We start from the raw sequence: 21,917 nt of genomic DNA on the forward strand, positions 1-21,917 counted from the left end.
CTTGCCCCGTACAGTCCAGGGCCGTTGGGTAAGCCCACGGGGGTCGACGCTGCAGGTCAGGTCCGAGCGGCGCCAGTGCCTACTCCCCGTGGACGGAGCTCTGCTTCTCCTCCGAGCGGTTCAGATAGGCCAGCAGCAAGTCGCCGGCCCGGTCCAGTTCCCCGGCTTCCAGGGCCGCGCAGATTGCCTCGTTGTCGGCAAGGTAGCCGCGGTAGAAGTGCGCGTCCACGGTGGCCTTGTGGAAGAACAGGCGCATCTCGGCGAGGATCTGGGACATAACCGTATCCAGCCGCCGGCTTTCGGCCAGCGCCACGATGGCGCCGTGGAAGTGCTGGTTGGCGGTGCCCAGGGCTTCCTCGTCGTCGGCAGCCGCCGCTGCCTTGCCTTCCTCGACCGCGGCCCGGACCACGGCAATCCGTTCGGGGCTGCCCCCGCCGCGGATGGCGCTGACCTCGAGGGCGCGGCGGACCGTATAAACGTCGTGGACGTCGCCCGGTCCCAGGCTTGCCACGAACACGCCGCGGTTGGGGAGCCGGACCACAAGCCGCTCCGCAGCGAGTTCGGCAAAAGCTTCCCGGACCGTGTTTCGGGACACCCCGAGGTCCTCCGCGATGGTCGACTCGGTCAGCCGGATGCCGGGCAGCAGCACCCCTTCGGCCAGTTGCAGGCGCAGCTCGGCCGCCACCCGGTCCGCCACTGAGGGGACGGTGACGCGCAGCCGCGCCGCTGACGCCGCCTGTGCTGCCTGCGCAGCCTGGCTGCGGGATCCCGTCTCGGAAGTGGTCATAGTGCCGAATCTACACGATTGTTCCAAAGCTGAATCGTCAGATTGTTGAACAATCGGCCAAATTGATGCATCCTTAGAGGGGGCTACCATGAGACGAGGATCACAAAATGGCAACCATCGACCTTAACAGCGACGTCGGCGAGTCTTACGGCCGCTGGACGCTGGGCGACGACACGGCAATGTTCCGCTCGGTATCCAGCGCCAACGTGGCCTGCGGATTCCACGCCGGCGACCCCAGCGTCATCCGTCAAACCTGCCGCGAGGCCGTGGCGGCGGGCATCGTGATCGGCGCCCACGTCGGCTACCGGGACCTCGCCGGTTTCGGCCGCCGCTTCCTGGACATCGATCCCATTGAACTGGCGGACGACGTCGTCTACCAGATCGGCGCGCTGCAGGCGCTGGCCGCCGCAGAAGGCGGCAGGGTCAGGTACGTGAAGCCGCACGGCGGCCTCTACAACGCGATCGTGGCGCACACCGCGCAGGCGCAAGCCGTCGTCGACGCCGTGAAGTCTGTTGATCCGAACCTGCCCATCCTCGGCCTGCCGGGTTCGGAAGTGCTGCGCCTGGCCGAGGCCGCGGGACTCCGCGCCGTGACCGAAGCCTTCGCCGACCGGGCCTACAACCCGGACGGAACGCTCGTGTCCCGCACGCTCCCCGGAGCCGTCCTGCACGACCACGCCGAGGTCACTGAGCATGTCCTCCGGATGGCCACCGATTCCGCGGTCCGCACGATCGACGGCTCCATCCTGACGATCCGCGCAGAGAGTATCTGCGTCCACGGCGACTCCCCGGGAGCCGTCACCATGGCCGCCGCGGTCCGCGAGGCCCTCGGCGTCGCGGGCATCACCACCGCCGCTTTCGTCTAGACACGTAGGGCATCACCCCGGTTCCGCCGGCTTCATCCGCACTCGCACGCAAGCATCCCGCACCCTGGAGGAAAATCATGACCGCACCGCAGCAGGCCACTCCGGCCGCCATCAAGAAGAAGAAACTGCCGCCCGGCGCCCTGAAGGCGTACGTCGCCAGCCTCACGGGCACCTCGTTGGAGTACTACGACTTCGCGATCTATTCCGTGGCCTCGGCCCTTGTGTTCCCCAAAATCTTCTTCCCGGGCAACGACGAATTCGTCGGCTTGCTGCTCTCCTTCTCTGCCTTCGCGGTGGGCTACCTCGCCCGCCCCATCGGCGGTGTGATCTTCGGCCGGCTCGGGGACAAGATCGGCCGCAAGCACGTCCTCGTCGTCACCCTGATGCTGATCGGCATCGCCACCGTCCTGATCGGTGCGCTGCCCGACTACTCGGTCATCGGCGTCGCCGCCCCGATCATCCTGGTGCTGCTGCGCCTGGCCCAGGGCATCGGCGTCGGCGGCGAATGGGGCGGTGCCGTCCTGCTCTCCAGCGAATTCGGCGACGCCAACAAGCGCGGCTTCTGGTCCTCCGCCGCGCAGATCGGCCCGCCCGCCGGCAACCTGATGGCCAACGGCGTCCTGGCCCTGCTCGCCGCGACCCTCAGCAACGAAGCCTTCCTCTCATGGGGCTGGCGCGTCGCCTTCCTCGCCTCCGCCCTCTTGGTGGTCTTCGGCCTCCTGATCCGGCTCAAGCTCGAGGAAACCCCCGTCTTCAAGGCCATCCAGGCCCACGGTGAGCAGCCCAAGGCCCCCATCAAGGAGGTCTTCACCAAGGAACCGCGCGCCCTCGTCGCCGCCGCACTCTCCCGCGTCTGCCCCGACGTGCTTTACGCGCTCTTCACCGTCTTCGTGGCCGTCTACGCCACCAAGCAGCTGGGCATGACCACCGGCAACGTCCTCGGCGCGATCCTGATCGGCTCTGCCTTCCAGCTGTTCCTGATCCCGGCGGCCGGCGCCCTCACGGACCGCTTCAACCGCCGCCTCGTGTACGGCATCGCCGCCATCGGCACCGCACTCTACATTCCGGTGTTCTTCTGGATGATCCAGGGCAAGTCCGTCGCCATGCTCACCATCGGCGTCGTGATCGGCCTGGCCTTCCACGCCTTTATGTACGGTCCGCAGGCCGCCTACATCACCGAGCAGTTCCCGGCCCGGCTGCGCTACGCCGGAAGCTCGCTGGCCTACACCCTGGCCGGCGTGATCGGCGGCGCCGTCGCACCGCTGATCTTCACCGCCCTGTACGCCCTGACCGGCAACTGGTACCTGATCGCGGGCTACCTCGCGGTCGCCTCGATCGTGACCGTCGTGGGACTGGCCCTCGGCCGGAACCCGCAGACCCAGGAAGAAGAGCGGCTCCTGCAGGAAGCCCACGCCTAAGCGGCGCGGATCCCTTTCCACCGGCAACAGGCAACGATGAAGGCAACTGATGATTGAGACAGCAGGGGAAACCCTGGCAGGACAGCAGACGGCAGCGCACAAAGTGAGTTCCGTGCGGGCGGTGGGAACCCGTGCGGTCCTCGCCGAACTCGCCGGCACCCAGGACGTGCTGGCCCTGCAGGCGATGCTTCTCGAAAACCCGCTGCCGGGCCAGCTGGACGTCCTGGCCGCGGCCGAGACGGTCCTGGTCACGGCGGACTCGCCGGCCTCGGCCCGACGGATCGCCGCCCGGCTGCTCCAACTGGACCTCACCGCGCCCGTCCAGCGGGACGGCGGCCTGGTGGTCATTGACACCGTGTACGACGGCGAGGACCTCGCCGAAGTGGGAAAGCTGACAGGCCTCGGAACCGAGGGTGTAATCGCGGCCCATTCCGGCCAGATCTGGACCGTTGCCTTCGCCGGCTTCGCCCCCGGTTTCGGCTACATGGTGGGGGAGCACCGGGACCTGGAAGTCCCGCGGCGCAGCTCGCCGCGCACCGCCGTACCCGCGGGCTCGGTGGCGCTGGCCGGCAACTACTCGGCCGTCTACCCGCGCAGTTCACCCGGCGGCTGGCAGCTGATCGGCCGCACGGGCGCCGAAATGTGGGACCTGGACCGCGAGCACCCCGCCCTGGCCGCCCCCGGCCACCGCGTGCAGTTCCGGGCCGTCCGGGATGCCGTGACACTGGCGGAACCTGCCGCTGCGTCCGCGAAAGCGTCGACTCCGGAAGTTGCGTCCGGTCTCCGGATCGTGTCGCCGGGCCTGCACAGCCTCATCCAGGACCTCGGCCGGCACGGCCATTCCGCCCTGGGCGTCTCCGCGGCGGGGGCACTGGACCGGGCCTCGCTGCGCCGGGCCAACCGCCTCGTCGGCAATGCTCCCTCGGCGGCCGCGATCGAGACCGTCGCCGGCGGCCTGAAGATCCAGGCCGTGGGGGACCAGGTCCTCGCCGTTGCGGGGGCGCCGTCGGAGCTGACCATCGACTCGCCGCCGGAGGTTGATTTGGACGGCGAAGCCGGAGAAGTCCGGCAGCGGGCCGTCCCGATGGCCACCCCCTTCGCCCTGCTCGACGGCGAAATCCTGAGCATCGGCCAGCCCGGGAGCGGCTTCCGCGGCTACGTTGCCGTCCGCGGCGGCGTGGACGCCGCACCGGTGCTGGGCAGCCGCTCCACCGACACCATGTCCGGCATCGGACCGGCCCCCCTGGCCGCAGGCCAGCTCTTCGCCTCCGGCGGCGAAGCCGAATCCGGCGTCGTCGGACACCCCGAACTGCAGCCGGACTTCCCGGGCACCGGGGTGACTGTGCTCGACGTCGTCCCCGGCCCCCGCGCCGACTGGTTCGATCAGGCCGCCCTGGATTCCTTCACCGGCCAGGACTGGGAGGTAAAGCCGCAGTCCAACCGGGTGGGAATGCGACTGCAGGGGACCCCGCTGGCGCGCAGCCGGAGCGGTGAACTCCCCAGTGAGGGCACCGTCGCCGGGGCCATCCAGATTCCGCCGGAAGGGCTGCCAGTGCTCTTCCTGGCCGACCACCCTGTCACCGGCGGCTACCCGGTGATCGCCGTCGTGGTGGATCACCAGCTCGACACCGCGGCCCAGGTCCCGATCGGCGGTACGATCCGATTCCGCTGGGCTCCCGGCCAGATGTCCCCCGAACAGTCCGCCGCGGCGGCCCCCGAACAAGTCACCCCCGAACGAAAAGCGAGTAACTGATGCGCAAGGTCCTGATCGCTAACCGCGGAGAAATAGCCGTCCGGATCGCCCGGGCCTGCGACGACGCGCAGCTGGCCTCCGTCGCCGTCTATGCGGATATCGACGCTGACGCCCTGCACGTCTCCGCCGCGGACGAGGCCTACGCCCTGGGCGGCAACTCGCCGGCGGACACCTACCTGAACATCCCCAAGCTGCTCGCAGCGGCCGCCGAATCCGGCGCCGACGCCATCCACCCCGGCTACGGATTCCTCTCCGAGAACGCCGACTTTGCCCAGGCCGTCCTCGACGCCGGGCTGACCTGGATCGGCCCCACCCCGGACGCCATCCGGTTGCTCGGCAACAAGATCACCGCCCGCGAGGCGGCCGTCCGCGCCGGTGCCCCGCTCGTCGCCGGCAGCGACGGGCCCGTGGAATGCGCCGCGGAGGCCCGCGCGTTCGCCGAACAGCACGGCCTGCCAATCGCCATCAAGGCAGCTTTCGGCGGCGGCGGGCGCGGCATGAAGGTGGTCCGTGCGCTGGACGAAATCGAGGAAGCCTTCGACTCCGCCGTCCGTGAGGCCGTAGCCGCCTTCGGACGCGGCGAATGCTTCGTCGAGCGCTACCTGGACCGGCCGCGCCACGTCGAGGCGCAGGTCCTGGCGGACGCGCACGGCAACGTCGTCGTCGTCGGAACCCGCGACTGCTCCCTTCAGCGCAGGCACCAGAAGCTCCTCGAGGAGGCCCCCGCGCCGTTCCTCAGCCCCGAACAGACACAGCTGATTTACGACGCCGCGAAGGCCGTCTGCCGCGAGGCTGGCTACTCCGGCGCCGGCACAGTGGAATTCCTGGTCGCCGCCGACGGCACCGTGGCCTTCCTCGAGGTCAACACCCGCCTGCAGGTGGAGCACCCCATCACCGAGGAAACCACCGGGATCGACCTCGTGCAGGAACAGTTCCGCATCGCCGCCGGGGAGCCGCTGCGCATCACCGAGGACCCGGCACCGCGCTGCCACTCCTTCGAATTCCGGCTCAACGCCGAGGACGTGGGGCGGGGCTTCCTGCCCTCGCCCGGCACCGTCGACGAGTTCCACGGCCCCACCGGCCCCGGCATCCGGCTTGACACCGGGGTCCGCTCCGGCTCCTTCGTCCCGCCGCAGTTCGACTCGCTGCTGGCGAAGCTGATTGTCACCGGCGCGGACCGGCAGCAGGCCCTGCGCCGCGCCCGCCGGGCCCTCGCGGAGATGAGCATCACCGGGGTGGCCACCGTGCTGCCGTTCCACCGCGCCGTCGTCGAATCCCCGGACTTCACCTCCGAAACCGGCCTCGGCATCCACACCCGCTGGATCGAAACCGACTTCGCCGACGCTGTCTCCATCTCCGCCGACCCGGGCTACAGCACCACGGAGCCCGACGGCGAACGCCGTACCATCACCGTCGAGGTGGACGGCCGCCGGATGGCGGTCGGGCTGCCCGCTGACCTGCTGGACGGCTGGGCACGCTCGGGCGGTCCGCTGCCTGCCGGCGTGTCCGTGAACGGAGCGTCCGACGGCGTTGCTGCCGCCGCCGGTCAGGGGGAGCTGCGCGCCGACATGGCCGGCACCGTGGTGAAGTGGCTCGTCGAACCGGGCGCCGAGGTCTCGGCGGGGGACCCCGTCGTCGTGCTGGAGGCGATGAAGATGGAAACCCAGGTCTCGGCGCACCGCGGCGGCACCGTGACCGGCCCCCGTACGGAGGCCGGTGGCGTCGTCACTGCTGGTGCGGTGCTGGCCCTGATTGGGTAGTCGCCGATTGCTGGGTCCCTGCCTGCTGGGTCTCCGACTGTTGGGTCGCGGCCCAGCTGGCCAGCAGCCGCACGGCGTCCTCGGCGGCTGAGCCCGGCTCCGCGGTATAAACGAGCAGCGACAGCCCGGCGTCGGCAGAAAGGTCCAGGGCCTCATACATGAGGTGGAGGTCGCCCACCACGGGATGCCGGAGGTGCTTGATCCCGGTGTAGTGCTGGCGCACATTGTGGGCCGCCCACCGGGTGCGGAACTCCTCGCTGCGGGTGGACAGTTCCCCGACCAGATCGGTCAGGCCGCGGTCGTAGGGGTCCCGGCCGGCCTCGGTGCGGAGAATCGCCACGGTGTCATTCGCGGCGCGGTCCCAGTCCGGATAAAAACCGAAGGAACGCTTGTCCAGGAAGATGAAGCGGGCGTGGTTTGCCGGCCGCACGGGGCTGGCATACATCTCGGAATACAGCGCGTAGCCGAGCTGGTTGGCGGCGAGGATGTCGAGGCGTCCGTTGCGCACGAACGCCGGGGCGTTGGTAATAGCGTCGAGCAAAACCTGCACGCTCGCGCGGACGGGCTGGGCCGTGGCGCGGCGGCGCTGCGGCTTGCGGCTGCTGCTGGCGGCCCGGGCCAGATCGAACAGGTGCGCCCGCTCCGCCTCGTCCAGCTGCAGCGCCCGCGCCAGGGCTTCCAGGACGCCCTCGGACACTCCGGAGAGGTTTCCCCGTTCCAGCCGGGTGTAATACTCCACACTTACCCCGGCCAGTATGGCCACCTCCCCGCGCCGCAGCCCAGGGACGCGGCGGTTGCCGCCATAGACGGGCAGACCCGCCTGTTCCGGGGTGATTTTCGCCCGCCGGGTGGCAAGGAAGTCACGGGTCTCGCTCTGGTTGTCCATACCTTCAACGTTAGAGGGTGCGGCGCCGTCAGGGAGGCCCTGCCAGTACCCCTACCAGCAGAGCCTCCCTTACGGGCAGTGGATTGGTGTTTGATGGAAAGTGCCCCCGATGACGTCCGGGCCGAAAGGCCGCACCTGAAAGGTGCCCGACGCCGGGGCAACCACCCCCTGAACCCCCACAAGCAGGAGACCCATGCTGACCGTTAACGCTTACGCCGCCACCTCCGCGACGGAACCCCTCGTTCCCACCACGATCGAGCGCCGGGAAGTTGGCCCGCACGATGTCCTGATCGACATAAAGTTCGCCGGCATCTGCCACTCGGACATCCACACCGCCCGCGGCGACTGGGGACCGGCCAGCTACCCGCTGGTCCCGGGCCACGAAATTGCCGGCATCGTCAGCGAGGTCGGCGCGGCCGTCACCAGGCACGCCGTCGGCGACCGGGTGGGCGTCGGTTGCATGGTTAACTCCTGCCGCGAATGCGTCAACTGCCTGAAGGGCGAAGAGCAGTTCTGCGTCAAGGGCAACATCGGCACCTACGGCGTTGTGGACCGCGACGGGACCGTCACCCAGGGCGGCTACTCCACGCATGTTGTGGTCACCGAGGACTTTGTGGTGCGGATCCCTGAGGGCCTGGAGCTCGACGTCGCGGCGCCGCTGCTTTGCGCCGGAATCACCACCTACTCGCCGCTGAACCACTGGGGTGCCGGCCCCGGCAAGAAGGTCGCGGTTGTGGGCCTGGGCGGGCTGGGCCACGTCGGCGTCAAGATCGCGCACGCGATGGGCGCCGAGGTCACAGTGCTGTCCCAGTCGCTGAAGAAGCAGGAGGACGGGCTGCGCCTGGGCGCGGACCACTACTTCGCCACCAACGATGAGTCCACGTTCGAGCAGCTGTCCGGCTCCTTCGACCTGATCCTGAACACAGTCAGCGCGAAGATCGACCTGAACGCCTACCTGTCCCTGCTGGCCGTTGACGGGGCCATGGTCAACGTCGGCGCCCCGGCGGAGCCGCTCTCCCTCAACGTCTTCTCGCTGATCGGCGGCCGCCGGTCCTTCGCCGGCTCGCTGATCGGCGGCATCCGGGAGACCCAGGAAATGCTGGACTTCTGCGCCGAGCACAAGCTGGGCGCCGAGATCGAGGTCATCCCGGCAGGGAAGATCAACGACGCCTACGAGCGTGTGCTGGCCTCCGATGTGCGGTACCGCTTCGTGATTGACACCTCCACGCTGGTCTAGTGCCGGCCATCGTGGCCATCATGGACGGCCACGACTCCCGCCGGGAGGCCATCTCGATCGAGGATGCGATGGTCAAGGACGCGGACAAGACCTGGCGGCTCAGCCCGCACGGCATGGACACGGTGATGGACTGGTTCGGCCTGGACCGCGGCCAGGCGCTGCGGCTGTGCAGCCAACGTGTCCACGGCCACCTGTTCACCGCGGAGGCGAAGACCATGGCCCGGGCGCTGTCCGCGTTGGAGTCGGTGACGCTGTGGCCGCAGCGGCGGGCGCTGCCGGGCGGAGGATAGGACGCACCGGGACCAGGCTGCAGGGCGTCGCCGCAGCTCAGGCCTAGAATGATCACAATGATGCCTGTTCAAACTGTCGCTGCTGAAGGGAAGAATTCTCTGAGCGTCCGCGCGGGGATCATTGAATCCGTCTGGCGTCCCGGGTCGTTTGTTGACGTCGACGACGCCAGGGACGCCATGCTGGCCGTGGAACGAATCAGCGGCGGCACCCCGATGCCGATGCTCTCTGAAATGACCGACGTGGAAATCAGTGCCGCGGCCAGGTACGAGTTCGCACAAATGGCAGGCGTGCTGGCCATCGCGGTCCTCGGATCCAGTGCAGTGGACCGCGTCATCGCTGCCGCCATGAGCCGGCACACCCTCTACCCGCACGCGTTCTTCACCTCCAGGAGCGCGGCAATGACCTGGCTGGCGGACGTCGTCAAGAGCCGGGCCTAAGGTCGGTCCGACGGGCCGGGCCGCACCTTAGCGCGCGACGGCGGCCCTCCCTAGCGGCGGGCCGTGCTACTCGGCGGACGGCCGCTTTCTTTGCCGTTTCGTCGCCGCCCGCTGTTCCTTTGCGGCGAGGCGCCGACGGTTCGAGCCGCGGGTGGGTTTGGTTGCCCGGCGGAGAGCAGCTTCGGGAGCAAGTCCCCCTGCCACAAGGTCGGCGAGCTTGGCCAGGGCGATCTCGCGATTGCGCAGCTGTGAGCGCCGCTCGGAGGCGGTCACGGTGATCACCCCGGCGACGAGGCGCCGGCCGAGACGCGTGAGCAGCATTAGCCGCTGGCCGTCCGACAGCGCCGCCGAGCCGGCGACGTTCCACGAGAGCTCGACGCGGCTGTCCGAGGTGTTGACGTGTTGACCGCCCGGCCCGGACGAACGCGAGAACCGCCAGCCGAGTTCCGACGCGGGAATCGTGAGCGCGGGCGACACCTCCAGATCCATGCAACCAGCGTCGCACAATATGGGCGCGATCAAAGCCGCCCATCTTGTGCGCTAGAGCAAGCGTAGCCGTCTCATGACGGCGCCCGTCCGTCCGCTGAACTCCAGCGAGCGATGCCGTCAGGATCGGCGTCGGGTCTACCGAACTTCAGCGCGTTCCTGCTTCCAGTTATCCTGCTGGTGCGTCTGCCGCGCAGTCCACAGCGCATGGCTGAACGCAGGTCACCAGAATTTCTGCGCGCCGGAAGCGGCGCCACGCAACCGGGACCCGTCCAGGACCATGGCGCACTCCGCCAGGCCGAAGTCTTTCCACTCTGCGACGAGCTGAAGATTCCCCTCCGGCGGCAGCGGCCAGAGCCACAGCGCGCCGGAGCCGGAGAACTCGTCGTCGCCGCCGTTCCCGCCCCCGTTTCTCATCAGGAGGACCGGTGGGGCAGGGTCCTCGGTGCCTTCGAAAAGTTCGTGGGGGTGCGCGCCGGTGCTGGACTTTGAACCGTCAGGGAAAGCCGCGCCGAACAGGAGCATCGAAGCTCCTCCGGAGCCCCTGCGTCCGCCGGGTCCGGGCCGGAAAAACACGTCGTTGAGATCCGCCCACTCCTCATCGGTCTGTCCACCCCGGCGGATGGTCCAGGACACATCGAACGAACAACCCGTTGAGAAGACGTCCGCGCTCTTGACGGCCAGCACCATCGTCGGGCTGTGATGCAGGAACTGGCCGATATGGACGACGGCCGGAAGCTCGTACGGCGGTGCGCCGGCCCAGACCGGCGGCACGTACCTCACTGCCCGCCCGCGCGGGGGAGTGGGCGGTACCGGGAAGTCCTGGAAGAAAGTCATAGGTGGTCCTTTCGTCGGCGGGTGCCCCGGCTCGACAGGGGACGCCACGGGGTGCATCGGCCGAGGCTACGGGAGGTAGCTAAGGTGCGGATTGTTCAGTGGTGCCACTGCGATGCAGATCAGCAGCACGGCGGAGAGCCACAGCATCCACCCGCGGTCGAACCACACCCCTGAGGCTGATCTGGTCCCCTTGAAGACGAGGACGGGGAGGGCGACAAGCTGAGCGAGGGTGATGGTCATTTCGAACTTCCGCCACCCTGGCTGAGGGGCGCAGTACGCCGGCCGTGATTCGCCATCGCAGGCAATCCCGGGCCAGCCATCGAACCCGGCGATCGACAGGACGGTACCGGTGTAGGCGCCCCATCCAAGGATCAGGATCGCCGTCACGGCTGCCCACGCGAGGACAGTCCTGCTTCGGTCGCCGGGTGCCCACTTGGAAAGTTGCGCGATCCTCGTTTCCCCCATGGTGTGCACTCTACGCGCACCGAAAGCCACCCATGCCCGGCGGCGCCTCTCCTCCGACAGCTAGGCAGAGTAGGTACCCCGTCGAAATCTACCCATAGCGACGTGCGCCGAAGCGCCGTCCTGCAGGCGCAGGCCTCAGCGTCAGGTTGCCCGGGCCGGCGGACACCTCACGGAGACCACAGGTCATCGAGCAGTTGTTGCACCTGCTCCGGCCGCTCGATGTTGGCGAAGTGGCCGCAACGCGGGATCGTCACCAGACGGGCGTGCGGGACTACATCGGCCAACCGGACCAGGTCAGACGGTGGTGTGAACACATCGCTGTCCCCGCGGGTCGCCAGCACCGGGCAGTGGATGCCGCGCCACTGGCCAAAATCGTAATGCGCCGCGGCGCTGGCAGCCGCGGAGAAGCTGGCCGGCCGGGCGTCATCGCCGAGCCCGCGGATCACCCTCGCGGAAATGACTGCGGGATCTGCGAAGAACGGGGACATCAGCGCTTCCATTACTGGTGTGGTGCCGATTGCGCGGACCAGTGCCGGCCCTGCCGGACCGAGGGCGGTCAGGGTGCGCATGAGCAGCAGCATGCCGACAAACGCCGGGAACCTGGACAGGCTTCGCAGCGGCCGACGGCCCGCCTCGGCCGCGCCGAACGTGGTGGCCGAAATGGTGGCTACGCTGGCTGTCTGTTCCGGCCAGGACGCGGCTATGTGCAATGCCAGGAAGCCTCCCATGGAGTGGCCCACCAGGCTCCACCGCCGGTAACCGAGGGAGCTCAGTACCTCTGTGACAGCGCGTGCCATCGCCTCGATGCTGACATGTTCCAGCCGGGCACCTTGCGTGGATTCGCCCCAGCCCGGCAGGTCAATCAGCACCCGATCATGGGCTGGCGCCCCGGAAAGCAACGGGAGGAAGGTCGTCCAGGAGCCTGCGGCGCCGTGAAGGTAGACCTCCGGTGTGCCCGACGCGGGACGCCGCCCTCCGGTGCCCTGCTGGACACGCACGGTGCAGGGACCCAGCTCCGTGGGAAGGATGTGCCGCCGCAGCGTGGCCGCTCCCGCGGGGGCGGTTTCCTGCTCAACACTCATGGCCACCTTCTGCTCCTGGTCTTTGAAACTGATTCGGAGCCGCAGGGGTTCCGGACCGGAACTGCAGGCACCAGACCGGATGCCGGGACGGCAGCGGGCGGCGCAGGCCAGCACATACGCCGGCGGCAACCAAGGCTCGGCCGTCGCTCGCCGGTGAGACGGCAGCGAGCCCGTCCAATTCGTCGATGACTTCGTCGCCGTCGGTCGGTGATGCCTCGAAGGCTGTCCAGAAGGCGGCTATCGGGCGCTCCCACTTCTCAATTTTCATTTTTCGCCCGAGTGCTCACGGGCGATCCGCTGCCGCATCGGCGGGACCGGGGTGACGACGGGATGGAACTCTGGGTTGCCGAACATCGGGGGCTGATGGTCAGCGCGGGCCGCCTCGAGCCGGTTCCGGGCACGGACTTCGCCGGCATCTGGGGCGGGGCTACACGCGAAGAATGGCGCGGCCGAGGGATTTACCGCGCCGTCACCGCAGCCCGGGCCCAAGCCGCGTTGCCGCTGGGCAAAAGGCTCATCCACCGCGATTCAACTGAATATTCACGACCGATCCTGGAACGCTATGGCCTGCTCCGGGTGTCAAGAACGACTCCGTACTGCTGGCGCCGCTGAGGTCCGAAAGGGAGACGGCTGGCGTGGTAAGCCGTCAACGACGGACACGACGTCGCCGCGGTGCCGCAGGGCGCGGTCGTCCTGGCCTGTCGGCACCCGCCGCGCCATGACAGACTGCGGCCATGAGTATTGAGCAATGGTGGGCGAAGCTGAAGCCTTCGACGCGGGAATGGCTGATTGAAAACAACGGCGACGCAGTGCCGGCGGAGACACTTGTTGAGATCGCCAACGCTGGCGGGTCTGTCGCCTCCGACGCCTGGTGGGTGGGTGAGAACGGGCCCTCAGGCTTCTATTTCTCGGACGAGGCCGTCGACTGGATTGAGGCCGTGGGAAACCGCGAGACACCCGGAAACAGCTGAAACTGCAGCTCGCCCCGAACCGGCCCCGGCCTCGAAACGCAGCAACGGAGTGCCCCCAGGCTGCACAGGAGGGGCACTCCGTTGAGGTCTAAACGACACTATCTGACGAGTCTTTTCGACTTGCCTAGTGCGTCAGGTCCTTGCCCTTGGTCTCCGGGATGGTGAAGACGAAAAGTGCGCTGACGAGCAGGAGCGTCACGGCGTACACATTGAACAAGGTGGCCTGGCCGATGGTGCCGAGCCAGGTCTGCAGGTACGGGGCGGTCCCGCCGAAAACGGCCACGCAGATGGAGTACGGGACGCCGACGCCGATTGTCCGGATGCTGGTGGGGAACAGTTCCGCGTAGACGGCCGGAACGATCGCGGCGCTGGCGGCGATGAAGATCAGCATGACGGACATGCCCACGGCCAGCTGCCAGGCCGAATCCTTCAGCAGCCAGGTCATGGGGAAGTGCATTACGGCGCTTCCGGCCGCCCCGGCCCACAGCACCTTTTTGCGGCCGATTTTGTCGGACAGCTTGCCCCAGAAGGGCAGGGCAGCAATGAACACGATGTTGGCGACCACACTGGCCCAAAGGGTTTCACCGCGATCGATCTTCAAGACGGTGGCGGCGTAACTCGGTGCCACAACGCCCCAGATGTAGTAAATCACCGTGAGTCCCACCGTCAGCCCGATGACCTGGAGGGCCTGCTTGCGGTGCTTGAGGATCTGCGGCCAGATCGGGGCGCGCTTCTCGGAGGTGGACTCGCCTTCGAAGGCCTCGGTCTCGTGGAGCTTGGAGCGCATGATCAAGGCGTACAGGCCCATGACGGCACCGACCAGGAAGGGAATGCGCCAGCCCCAGGCGTTCATTGAATCGGCGCTCAGGGTCATGTTGAGGACGGCGCCCAGCAGGGTGCCGGCCAGGATTCCCGCAGTGCCCGAGGTGTAGATCAGGGTGGACCACAGGCCGCGCTTGTCTTTCGGGGCCACTTCGGAGAGATACGTCTGCGACGACGGCAGCTCACCACCGTGGGCCAGGCCCTGGATCAGCCGGGCCAGCAGGAGAGTCAGGGACGCCCAGACGCCGACGCTTGCGAAGGATGGCGCGACGCCGATCATGAGGCTGCCCAGCGACGCGAGGCCGACGGCGAGCGTCATGGAGGTCTTGCGGCCGACGCGGTCGCCGATCCAGCCGAACAGGAATCCCCCGACCGGCCGGGCCACGAAACCGACGGCGAAGATCGCCAGGGTTGCCAGCACCGCCGAGGCAGGATCTGCTTTGCTGAACAGCTGGCTGGCGATGAAGGGCGTGAACGTGGCGTAGATGGCCCAGTCGTACCATTCGACGGCGTTTCCGATGCCCGTACCGAGGAGGGTTTTCCGCGTGGCCGCCCGGCTGGCGAGTTGCGGGTTCGTAATGGTGGTCATGATGTCTCCGGAGTCGTAGGGCTAGGAAGCGAGCGAAACGGGGTTGCCGGCGGCCAGCGCCGCGATGCGGGCAATGGCGAGCTCTGCGTAGAGCGCCGCGCCGTCGGTGAGGACGCCGTCGTCGAACGTGGCGTAGGGGGAGTGGTTGAAAGCGGTGGAGGTGTGGTCCGCCCCCGGGGCGACGGCGCTGAGCCCGATGAAGGTACCGGGCACCTCTGCCATCACCCTGGAAAAGTCCTCGGACCCGCTGAGGGGGGTGGCCCAACGGGTCAACCTGGACTCGCCAAACAGGTTCCGGATGGTCTTCTCCGCGGTGAGGGTCTCGTTTTCGTCCGTGATGCTCAGCGGGTATTCGGCGCGGTATTCGACCTCCACCTCGAGGCCGTGGGCACTGGCGATGCCTCTCAGGAGAGTGGGGACGGCGGACATCATCCGTTCGCGGGAGGCGTGGGAGAACGTGCGGACGGTCGCTTCGATGTGCGCCGATTCGGGGATCACGTTGCGGGTGGTGCCTGCCTGCAGGACGCCGACGGTCAGGACTACGGGGTCGAACATGTTGAACTGCCGCGTGATCATGACCTGCAGGGCGGTCACCATCTCGGCGGCCGCCGTGACGGGGTCCTTGGCCGCGTGCGGGGCGGAGCCGTGGCCGCCGGCGCCCAGGATCGTGACAAACAGCCCGTCCGAGGCGCTCAACATCACGCCCGGTTTGGTGGCGAACTGGCCGTGCGGCTCCAGGGACGAGAAGACGTGCATGCCGTAGGCGGCGTCCGCACGCCGGCCCGCAGCGTCAAGGACGCCTTCGCGGATCATGTGGCCGGCGCCGTCGTAGCCCTCCTCGCCCGGCTGGAACATCAGGACGACGTCGCCGGCCAGCTGCCCGCGGCGTTCGGCCAGCAGGGTGGCGGCCCCGGCCAGCATCGAGGTGTGCAGATCGTGGCCGCAGGCGTGCATGGCGCCGTCGATCCTGGAAGAGAAGTCGACGCCGGTGCGCTCCTGGACGGGGAGGCCGTCCATGTCCGCGCGGAGCAGGACAACGGGTTTGCCGGCCGACTCGTGCGGTGCGCCGCCCCGCAGAACAGCGGTGACCGACGTCGTGGTCGTGCCGAGGGTGATTTCGTACGGCAGTCCGTCGAGGGCCTTGAGAACTTTCTCCTGGGTGCGCGGGAGTGCAAGGCCGATCTCCGGCTCCTGGTGCAGCTCATGGCGCAGCCGGGTGATCTGGCTGTGCAGTTCCCTGGCATCGGCGGTGACCGACATATGTTCCCTCTTCCCGAACGGTTGGTAAGTACTCACCCATTGTGGAGTGACTGGAGTCACACCAGCAGGAATGGCTGGATAAATTCAAAAGTATGATTGCTGGAACAGGAATCGTGCATGGATGCCGGAGGTCTTATGGAGATCAGTGAGGAAGACCTGCAGCTGATCAACGCGCTGCAGATTGCGCCGCGGATCAGCTGGGCGGATGCCGCCGGTATCCTGGGCGCCCATGCCACCACCCTGGCCGCCCGCTGGGAGCGGCTGAAGGCCTCCGGCGCCGCCTGGAGTACGGCTCATCTGATGGGCGATCCGAAGCAGATGTGCCTGGCGCTCGTGGAGGTGGACTGCGAGATGAAGCTGCGTGCCGACGTCACCGCCGCGCTGGCGGCTATCCCGGAAGTTGTCACGGTGGAGGAAGCGGCCAGCAACCGTGACCTCATGCTGACGGTCATCACGCCCACCCTGGCCCACTTCAGCGACATCGTAGTGCCCCAGTTCAGGGAGATCCCGGGCCTCAGCAAGTACCAGACATCGCTGTGCACGCGTCTGCACTCCGGCGGTTACGCGTGGCGGCTGAACGTCCTGGACAAGTCGCAGAAGACCGCCCTTCAGGCGCTAGCAGGACCCGAGACGTCGGGCCCGGCACCGGCCGGAAACCAGGGGACGCCACTGCCGCCGAGCCACCTGGCGCTGATCCCGTTCCTGGCCAGGGACGGGCGTGCGGCGGCCGCGGACATCGCCCGCGCCCTGGGACGCAGCCCGGCCACAGTCCAGCGGCAACTTAACCGTGTGCTGGCCAGCCAGGTTCTCTCATTCCGGTGCGAAATTGCGCAGAAATACTCCGGATATCCGGTCAGCTGCCAGTGGTTCGCCAACGTACCGCCCGGCCAGCATGAGGCCGCCGCTGCCGAGCTGCGCAGCTTCCGCAACGTCCGGCTCACTGCCTCGACCACGGGCCGCACCAACTTTGTGATCCTGATGTGGCTGCATTCCCTGGCCGACGTCATGAACGCCGAACAAGCACTCCAGCTGCGGATCCCTGGAATCGAACTCGTGGAAAGCGTTGTAGTGCTCAGTACCGCCAAGCGGGTCGGCTGGATGCTGAACTCGGATTCGACGGCGACCGGAACCGTCGTCGTGCCCGCTGCCGAGCTGATGCCGACGACGTGAGTGGGCGCTTTCTGTCCGGCCGCACGGCTGCCCGGGCCGCGCCCGGGCCGCGCCGCGCTCCTGCCCAGCTGCTTCCGCGCGACACGCCCCCAGCCCGGCGTGTCCTTTGCTCTAGACCGGGTTTTCGGCCGGTAACCGGGAAGGAGCGCACGGCCCTGCGTCCTGGCCTCGTTCCGCCGTGCCGCCTGCGCCCGGATGCGGCTTCCCGCGCAGCTGCCGCCCGGCAGGGTGCGCTCTCTTGCGGACTTCACTCGATTCCGGGCGGCCGGATGGCCAAGCTGACGGCCTGGAACAGGCCCAGCACCAACTATAGGGAGGTCAGGATGGCCGGCGGCAGCCGCGAACCCGGCAGGACCGTGATCTCGAAGGTCCTGGCCATCCTTGACGCCTTCGAAAAGTCCCGGGGCGTCCTCAGCCTGACCGACATCGCGGAAAAATCCGTGCTGCCCCTGAGCACCGCCCACCGGCTGGTCAACGAACTCACGGACTGGGGCTTGCTCTACCGCGAGCCCAACGGCCGCTACCAGCTGGGCATCCGCCACTGAGAGCTCGTCCAGAACACCGGGCGGCAACTCAGGGACGCGGCCCGGCCCTACATTCAGGACCTGTTCTCGCTCACCGGCGAAACCGCACACCTCGCCGTCCGGGCCGGCCACGAAGTGCTCTACATCGACCGGGTCTACGGATCCAGGCGCGCCCCGCGTGCCAGCCGCGTCGGCGGGCGGCTGCCCATGCACGCGACCGCCGTCGGGAAAGTCATCCTCGCCTTCGAGGAAGACTGGGTCCGGGACGCCTACCAGAACCGGCAGCTGCAGCGGCACACTGCGCACACCTACGTGGACCCCAAAAAGCTGACCGCGGAGCTGGCCCGGATCCGCGAGCAGGGTTACGCCACCACGCTGGAGGAAGTCCGGCTGGGCTCCTGTTCCATCGCCGTCCCGGTTTTCCACACCGGCCGGATCGGCGCCTCGATCGGCCTGGTGCTGCCCGCCAGCCAGGCCGTCACGATGACGCGGCACCTGCCCGTCCTGCGGGGCATTGCCGCCCAGATCGAACGCGCCACGGCTCGGATCCCGCTGGAAACGCTGTTGGGAAGCCAAGTCGCCGGCACGGACTGAGCCCTTTTGTGCGGCCGGGTAGCGTCCGTCCGGGGGCACTTTGGGGGCAATATTCGACGTCGGCGGCATATGGGGCGGCGTGTCCGTGTCGAAGTTCCCCCGGACCGGGAGCAGCACCCTTCGCCTCCAACCACGCCGCACCGTTCGGCGGCGAAGGCCTCAACGCGTACCTGAGCTACACGTCGATCCACCGGAAAGTGTAGTAGCCGCCGTCGTCCGGCAAACAACAACGCGGGGTCACTTACGGCCCATCCCGGGGCTTGGGATGGGCCGTAAGTGACCCCGCGTTGCTTGGGTTAGGACCCTATGCCCGGATCCACCACGCCGATTGCCACTGCGAGGTCCTGCCAGGACATGCCGACGCTCTTGAAGACGTTCGGGGCGTCACTGCGGCGCACCGCCGTGCCGCGGACGAGCTCCAGCAGCGGTACCAGTGTCCCGCCGTCGAGCGTTCCCTCGGCGATCGCCAGGGTCACATCACCCGCTTCACGCAGCGCCGTGGCGGTGTCCTCGACGGCAACGAGGGAACGTCCCAGCAGCCCCGCATCGAGCTCCCGCCGGTCCGTCTCATGGGAACCCATGGCAATGACACAGGCGCCGTCCTTGACCAGGGAACCGTCGAATAGCGGGTCCTTGGCGCTGGTGGCGCAGACGATGATGTCCGCATCCGCCGCCGCTGACGCGTCACCGCTCACCGCCTCCATGCCGAGTTCCGCCGCCTTGGCCAACGCTGCGGCCACCTTGTCCGGCGAACGCCCGACGACGGTCACCTTCCGGAGCGGACGGATTGCCGCCATGGCCTCGATGTGGGCCAGGGCCTGCGGCCCCGTTCCGAAGACGAGCAGCTGCGAGGCGTCCGGAGCGGCGAGTCGATCCGCGGCCACTGCCGAGACCGCCGGAGTCCGCAGTTCCGTCAGCAGCGAGCCGTCCATCAACGCCCGGGTGGTCAGCGTCAGGGCATCCATCAGCACGTAGGTGGCCTGGACCCGGGGAAACCCGATCGCCGGGTTGTCCGGAGCCACGGACAGCACCTTGATGCCGCTCCAGGGACCCAGGGTGGAGGGCATCAGGAGGAAGTGACCCGCCCCCGCCGGGGTATTGATGCGGTCCGGATCCTGCGCAGGATCAAAGCCGCTGCCCAGGGCCCATTCGATCAGCGCCCGGGCCCGTTGCGGGTGGATCCTCGCGGCCACGTCGGCCTTCCCAAACCACAGGGGTGCCTCGGGGACGGGGGCAGGGACGGGGAAGGGTGACGTGGCGGCGGGATCCAGGGCAGGTGTTGCGGTGGGCATGGAACTACTTTCGGGTGCTGAGTTGCAGGTTGTCACGGTCAGCGACGGGTTCGGGGGCCGGTTCGGGGGCCGGTTCGGCGGCGGGGGCCGAGGCGTCAAGAGCTGCGGTCCTGAGTTCTTCGGCCTTGACGAGCCGGGGTGCGAAGGAGACCGCGATGATGGAAATCGTGGCCGTGAGCAGGATGTAGCCGGCAATGGGCAGCCAGGACCCGTTGAACCGGGCGAGCAGGAAGGTGCAGAGCAGCGGCGCGGTCCCGCCGGCCAGGGCGGCACCGATCTGGTAGCCGAGGGTGACGCCGGTGTACCGGATCCGGGTGGAGAAGATTTCGGACGTGAGAGTTCCCAGTGTTGCGGTGACCGGTGGCCAGACGCCGCCCAGGGCGATGATCACGGCCACAAACACCGCCCAGTTGGCCCCGGTGTCCAGCAGGAGGAAGAACGGCGCGGCGAAGACGGCGAGCAGGACTGCGCCGCACAGGTAGACCCGCAGCCGGCTGAAGCGGTCCGAGAGCATACCCATGACCGGGATCATGATGGTGCTGGCAAGTGCTCCGGCGCTGACGGCATTGAGCACCGTGGCCCGTTCGTAGTCCAGGGTTCGCGTTGCATAGCTGACCACGAACGTGGCGAAGATATAGAACGGAGCGGTCTCGACGAATTTGGCGCCTATCGCCACGAGGACCGAGCGCCAGTGGTGGCGCAGAGTCTCGGCGATCGGCAGCTTGGGGACGTCGTTGGATTCCTTCGATTTGAGGAACTGCGGGGTCTCGCCCAGACTGCCGCGGATCCAGAGACCGACAAAGATGAGGATCAGCGAGGCCACGAAGGGGATACGCCAGCCCCAGGCCTCCAGCGCGTCACCTGGCAGTTGGGACACGAGCGCAAACGATACGGTGGCGAGCAGCATGCCGATGGTGATGCCCATCTGCGGGACGCTGCCGAAGAAGCCCCGGCGGTTCTTGGGGGCGTATTCGTAGGCCAGCAGCAGGGCGCCGCCCCATTCACCGCCGATCGCGAGACCCTGAATGATGCGGCAGAGAATCAGCAGCGCCGGGGCGAGCATGCCGACCTGGTCAAAGGTGGGCAAGAGTCCAATGGCCACCGTTGCCCCGCCCATCATCGAGAGTGTGACGACGAGGGTCCTTTTTCGGCCGATGCGGTCGCCGATGTGGGCGAAGATGATGCCGCCGAAGGGTCGGATGAAGAAGGTGAGCGCGAGCGTGAGGTAGGAGAGCATCTGCGAGAGGTAGGGGTCATCGGTGGGGAAGAACTGCTTGTCGAAGATGAACGCTGCAGCGGTGGCGTACAGGAAGAAGTCGAACCATTCGATGGTGCTGCCACTCAGGCTCGCGGTAAGCACCTTGAAATTCGTGGCGGGTAGCGTCTGGGTCTTGGGTTGGCTCATTGTTCTGCCCCTTGCTGGGAGTATGAGAGGCGGCGGACCGCTGGAGTAGTGCATTCCAGGACCCATCGTTTGCTCGCGGTTCTCATCGGTGTGTTCCGCGGCACAGCCTTCGTTAGACCCAACAGTAAAATGTTACATGGCATAACGCAAGGTGTGTTCACCCGGAATCTTCAGCCGTTCCATGGATTCAACGGCGGGGAGGCACGGCCGGAGTCGGCCTCCGCGGGGAGGGACCGGATCAGGAGGTGCAGGGTTCAGGGCGTGCTTTGACCCGCCCAGATGCCCCGGATGTGGCCGATGTGCCGGGCCATCAGCTGTTCGACGCCGGTTTTGTCGCGGGCTATGAGCAGGTCCAGCAGCTGGGCATGCTCATTGGCCGTGGTGACCAGCTGCCCGCTGGCAGCCAGCTCGGCCAGACCACGAAGGCGGGACCGGGTGCGGAGCCGGTGTACTTCCTCCACCAGATGCCGGTTTCCGGCCATGGCCAGCAGCCGCAGGTGGAACTCCATATCGATCCGGACGAACTCGCGTATCTCGCCGGCCGCAGCGGTGGCGTTTAGCTCGTCGGCCAGGGGGCGCAGCGCCTCAACGTCGGCAGGGTCGGCCAGCTCGGCTACCTTGCCCATGGTGGGCACTTCGATGAGGGCTCGCAGTTCGGTCAGCTCGTCAAGGTCCCGGTCGCTGAAGCCGACAGCCCGGTAACCCTTGTTGCGCAGCACATCGACAAGGCCCTCGCGCGCAAGATCGATCATCGCCTCGCGCACCGGGGTCGCGGAGACGCCGAGCATCTCGGCCAACGCCGGTGCGGAATAGACCTCGCCGGGTACAAGATCGCCGGCGATCAATGCATCGCGCAACGACTCGATGGCCCGCTCGCGAAGGCTGTCGCGGTTACCCAGAACCCGCAGTGCGGGTACTCCGGCCCTAGATTCGGGGCGCACGTGGACTTCCCTTCCGGATTGATCAGGTCTGCCTTATGAACAAT

21 protein-coding genes and 2 pseudogenes are annotated in these 21,917 nt (G+C 67.8%); 12 read left to right on the forward strand and 11 right to left on the reverse strand.

Translation table 11 applies throughout. From position 1 onward, the window contains the following. Positions 1-79: 79 nt before the first annotated feature. Positions 80-787, reverse strand: coding sequence for a GntR family transcriptional regulator (locus ACZYZE_RS00665; RefSeq protein WP_463905654.1), 708 nt, complete (start codon positions 785-787; stop codon positions 80-82). A gap of 107 nt (positions 788-894) precedes the next feature. Here ACZYZE_RS00665 and ACZYZE_RS00670 point away from each other — a divergent pair, with 107 nt between their 5' ends. The 4 genes from ACZYZE_RS00670 (at position 895) to ACZYZE_RS00685 (ending at position 6,584) form a co-directional block, all read left to right on the forward strand. Further along, positions 895-1,653, forward strand: coding sequence for a LamB/YcsF family protein (locus ACZYZE_RS00670; protein ID WP_463905656.1), 759 nt, complete (start codon positions 895-897; stop codon positions 1,651-1,653). A 77-nt stretch (positions 1,654-1,730) separates the two neighbouring features. Then, positions 1,731-3,071, forward strand: a complete 1,341-nt coding sequence (locus ACZYZE_RS00675; RefSeq protein ID WP_459318440.1) for an MFS transporter — start codon at positions 1,731-1,733, stop codon at positions 3,069-3,071. Between the two features lie 49 nt (positions 3,072-3,120). Next, positions 3,121-4,824 carry a 5-oxoprolinase subunit B/C family protein gene (locus ACZYZE_RS00680; protein ID WP_463905658.1) on the forward strand — a complete coding sequence of 568 codons (1,704 nt, stop codon included), beginning with the start codon at positions 3,121-3,123 and terminating at the stop codon, positions 4,822-4,824. Beyond that, the gene (locus ACZYZE_RS00685) at positions 4,824-6,584 is read left to right on the forward strand and encodes an acetyl/propionyl/methylcrotonyl-CoA carboxylase subunit alpha (RefSeq protein WP_463905660.1); all 1,761 of its coding nucleotides are present in this window, start codon (positions 4,824-4,826) and stop codon (positions 6,582-6,584) included. Before ACZYZE_RS00680 ends, ACZYZE_RS00685 begins: the two co-directional genes overlap by 1 nt. Here the strand turns inward: ACZYZE_RS00685 and ACZYZE_RS00690 are convergent. Further along, positions 6,550-7,470, reverse strand: coding sequence for a helix-turn-helix transcriptional regulator (locus ACZYZE_RS00690; protein WP_459318437.1), 921 nt, complete (start codon positions 7,468-7,470; stop codon positions 6,550-6,552). The genes ACZYZE_RS00685 and ACZYZE_RS00690 overlap by 35 nt on opposite strands. A gap of 193 nt (positions 7,471-7,663) precedes the next feature. On the opposite strand from ACZYZE_RS00690, the gene ACZYZE_RS00695 reads away from it, so the two are divergent. The 3 genes from ACZYZE_RS00695 to ACZYZE_RS00705 are packed head-to-tail and all read left to right on the forward strand — an operon-like array spanning position 7,664 to position 9,435. Continuing rightward, the gene (locus tag ACZYZE_RS00695) at positions 7,664-8,707 is read left to right on the forward strand and encodes an NAD(P)-dependent alcohol dehydrogenase (RefSeq protein ID WP_459318436.1); all 1,044 of its coding nucleotides are present in this window, start codon (positions 7,664-7,666) and stop codon (positions 8,705-8,707) included. Beyond that, entirely contained in the window at positions 8,707-8,997 is a 291-nt protein-coding gene (locus tag ACZYZE_RS00700; RefSeq protein WP_463905662.1) for a hypothetical protein, read from the forward strand. The genes ACZYZE_RS00695 and ACZYZE_RS00700 overlap by 1 nt, the downstream gene beginning before the upstream one ends. A gap of 57 nt (positions 8,998-9,054) precedes the next feature. Further along, positions 9,055-9,435, forward strand: coding sequence for a DUF7793 family protein (locus ACZYZE_RS00705; protein ID WP_459318434.1), 381 nt, complete (start codon positions 9,055-9,057; stop codon positions 9,433-9,435). Positions 9,436-9,501: 66 nt separating this feature from the next. Here the strand turns inward: ACZYZE_RS00705 and arfB are convergent, their stop codons facing one another. The 4 genes from arfB to ACZYZE_RS00725 form a co-directional block, all read right to left on the reverse strand. Next, positions 9,502-9,924, reverse strand: a complete 423-nt coding sequence (gene arfB / locus ACZYZE_RS00710) for an alternative ribosome rescue aminoacyl-tRNA hydrolase ArfB (RefSeq protein ID WP_459318433.1) — start codon at positions 9,922-9,924, stop codon at positions 9,502-9,504. Between the two features lie 219 nt (positions 9,925-10,143). Then, a complete protein-coding gene (locus ACZYZE_RS00715) occupies positions 10,144-10,758 on the reverse strand; it encodes a hypothetical protein (protein WP_463905664.1) in 615 nt (204 codons plus the stop codon). Positions 10,759-10,824: 66 nt separating this feature from the next. Further along, positions 10,825-11,223: a hypothetical protein gene (locus tag ACZYZE_RS00720; RefSeq protein ID WP_463905665.1), complete on the reverse strand. Its 399-nt coding sequence runs from the start codon at positions 11,221-11,223 to the stop codon at positions 10,825-10,827. A gap of 167 nt (positions 11,224-11,390) precedes the next feature. After that, a complete protein-coding gene (locus ACZYZE_RS00725; protein WP_463905666.1) occupies positions 11,391-12,305 on the reverse strand; it encodes an alpha/beta fold hydrolase in 915 nt (304 codons plus the stop codon). 306 nt (positions 12,306-12,611) lie between these two features. Here ACZYZE_RS00725 and ACZYZE_RS00730 point away from each other — a divergent pair. Further along, positions 12,612-12,917: pseudogene (locus ACZYZE_RS00730) on the forward strand (GNAT family N-acetyltransferase); the annotation flags it as partial. 122 nt (positions 12,918-13,039) lie between these two features. Next, positions 13,040-13,276 carry a hypothetical protein gene (locus ACZYZE_RS00735; protein WP_459318429.1) on the forward strand — a complete coding sequence of 79 codons (237 nt, stop codon included), beginning with the start codon at positions 13,040-13,042 and terminating at the stop codon, positions 13,274-13,276. Between the two features lie 124 nt (positions 13,277-13,400). Here ACZYZE_RS00735 and ACZYZE_RS00740 read toward each other — a convergent pair whose 3' ends face one another. Together ACZYZE_RS00740 and ACZYZE_RS00745 are read right to left on the reverse strand one after the other, a co-directional pair. Next, positions 13,401-14,687 (reverse strand): MFS transporter, encoded by a 1,287-nt coding sequence (locus ACZYZE_RS00740; protein ID WP_459318428.1) that lies wholly within the window; start codon positions 14,685-14,687, stop codon positions 13,401-13,403. Between the two features lie 21 nt (positions 14,688-14,708). After that, complete coding sequence (locus tag ACZYZE_RS00745; protein WP_459318427.1) at positions 14,709-15,947, reverse strand: M20 metallopeptidase family protein; 1,239 nt, start codon at positions 15,945-15,947, stop codon at positions 14,709-14,711. Positions 15,948-16,082: 135 nt separating this feature from the next. Here ACZYZE_RS00745 and ACZYZE_RS00750 point away from each other — a divergent pair, with 135 nt between their 5' ends. From ACZYZE_RS00750 to ACZYZE_RS00760, 3 genes and pseudogenes are all read left to right on the forward strand, one after another. After that, on the forward strand, positions 16,083-17,117 hold the full coding sequence (locus ACZYZE_RS00750; protein WP_463906150.1) for an Lrp/AsnC family transcriptional regulator: 1,035 nt from the start codon (positions 16,083-16,085) through the stop codon (positions 17,115-17,117). A 323-nt stretch (positions 17,118-17,440) separates the two neighbouring features. Continuing rightward, positions 17,441-17,662 carry a helix-turn-helix domain-containing protein gene (locus ACZYZE_RS00755; protein ID WP_463905669.1) on the forward strand — a complete coding sequence of 74 codons (222 nt, stop codon included), beginning with the start codon at positions 17,441-17,443 and terminating at the stop codon, positions 17,660-17,662. A gap of 33 nt (positions 17,663-17,695) precedes the next feature. Beyond that, positions 17,696-18,235, forward strand: a pseudogene (locus tag ACZYZE_RS00760) (IclR family transcriptional regulator); the annotation flags it as partial. Between the two features lie 296 nt (positions 18,236-18,531). On the opposite strand, the gene ACZYZE_RS00765 reads toward ACZYZE_RS00760, so the two are convergent. From ACZYZE_RS00765 to ACZYZE_RS00775, 3 genes are all read right to left on the reverse strand, one after another. Continuing rightward, positions 18,532-19,527 (reverse strand): ornithine cyclodeaminase family protein, encoded by a 996-nt coding sequence (locus ACZYZE_RS00765; protein WP_463905671.1) that lies wholly within the window; start codon positions 19,525-19,527, stop codon positions 18,532-18,534. A gap of 4 nt (positions 19,528-19,531) precedes the next feature. After that, a complete protein-coding gene (locus ACZYZE_RS00770; RefSeq protein WP_463905673.1) occupies positions 19,532-20,932 on the reverse strand; it encodes an MFS transporter in 1,401 nt (466 codons plus the stop codon). A gap of 254 nt (positions 20,933-21,186) precedes the next feature. Beyond that, positions 21,187-21,873, reverse strand: a complete 687-nt coding sequence (locus ACZYZE_RS00775) for a GntR family transcriptional regulator (RefSeq protein WP_459318423.1) — start codon at positions 21,871-21,873, stop codon at positions 21,187-21,189. Positions 21,874-21,917: the final 44 nt, after the last annotated feature.

The sequence above is a fragment of the Pseudarthrobacter woesei genome (genome assembly GCF_055412745.1).

Coding starts and splice junctions, on each gene's coding strand:
- ACZYZE_RS00685 (WP_463905660.1), top strand. CDS start 4,824: ATGCGCAAGGTCCTGATCGCTAACCGCGGAGAAATAGCCGTCCGGATC.
- ACZYZE_RS00690 (WP_459318437.1), bottom strand. CDS start 7,470: ATGGACAACCAGAGCGAGACCCGTGACTTCCTTGCCACCCGGCGGGCG.
- ACZYZE_RS00735 (WP_459318429.1), top strand. CDS start 13,040: ATGAGTATTGAGCAATGGTGGGCGAAGCTGAAGCCTTCGACGCGGGAA.
- ACZYZE_RS00765 (WP_463905671.1), bottom strand. CDS start 19,527: ATGCCCACCGCAACACCTGCCCTGGATCCCGCCGCCACGTCACCCTTC.
- ACZYZE_RS00745 (WP_459318427.1), bottom strand. CDS start 15,947: ATGTCGGTCACCGCCGATGCCAGGGAACTGCACAGCCAGATCACCCGG.
- ACZYZE_RS00720 (WP_463905665.1), bottom strand. CDS start 11,223: ATGGGGGAAACGAGGATCGCGCAACTTTCCAAGTGGGCACCCGGCGAC.
- ACZYZE_RS00770 (WP_463905673.1), bottom strand. CDS start 20,932: ATGAGCCAACCCAAGACCCAGACGCTACCCGCCACGAATTTCAAGGTG.
- arfB (WP_459318433.1), bottom strand. CDS start 9,924: ATGGATCTGGAGGTGTCGCCCGCGCTCACGATTCCCGCGTCGGAACTC.
- ACZYZE_RS00715 (WP_463905664.1), bottom strand. CDS start 10,758: ATGACTTTCTTCCAGGACTTCCCGGTACCGCCCACTCCCCCGCGCGGG.
- ACZYZE_RS00740 (WP_459318428.1), bottom strand. CDS start 14,687: ATGACCACCATTACGAACCCGCAACTCGCCAGCCGGGCGGCCACGCGG.
- ACZYZE_RS00750 (WP_463906150.1), top strand. CDS start 16,083: ATGGAGATCAGTGAGGAAGACCTGCAGCTGATCAACGCGCTGCAGATT.
- ACZYZE_RS00670 (WP_463905656.1), top strand. CDS start 895: ATGGCAACCATCGACCTTAACAGCGACGTCGGCGAGTCTTACGGCCGC.
- ACZYZE_RS00680 (WP_463905658.1), top strand. CDS start 3,121: ATGATTGAGACAGCAGGGGAAACCCTGGCAGGACAGCAGACGGCAGCG.
- ACZYZE_RS00665 (WP_463905654.1), bottom strand. CDS start 787: ATGACCACTTCCGAGACGGGATCCCGCAGCCAGGCTGCGCAGGCAGCA.
- ACZYZE_RS00705 (WP_459318434.1), top strand. CDS start 9,055: ATGATGCCTGTTCAAACTGTCGCTGCTGAAGGGAAGAATTCTCTGAGC.
- ACZYZE_RS00725 (WP_463905666.1), bottom strand. CDS start 12,305: ATGAGTGTTGAGCAGGAAACCGCCCCCGCGGGAGCGGCCACGCTGCGG.
- ACZYZE_RS00755 (WP_463905669.1), top strand. CDS start 17,441: ATGGCCGGCGGCAGCCGCGAACCCGGCAGGACCGTGATCTCGAAGGTC.
- ACZYZE_RS00695 (WP_459318436.1), top strand. CDS start 7,664: ATGCTGACCGTTAACGCTTACGCCGCCACCTCCGCGACGGAACCCCTC.
- ACZYZE_RS00675 (WP_459318440.1), top strand. CDS start 1,731: ATGACCGCACCGCAGCAGGCCACTCCGGCCGCCATCAAGAAGAAGAAA.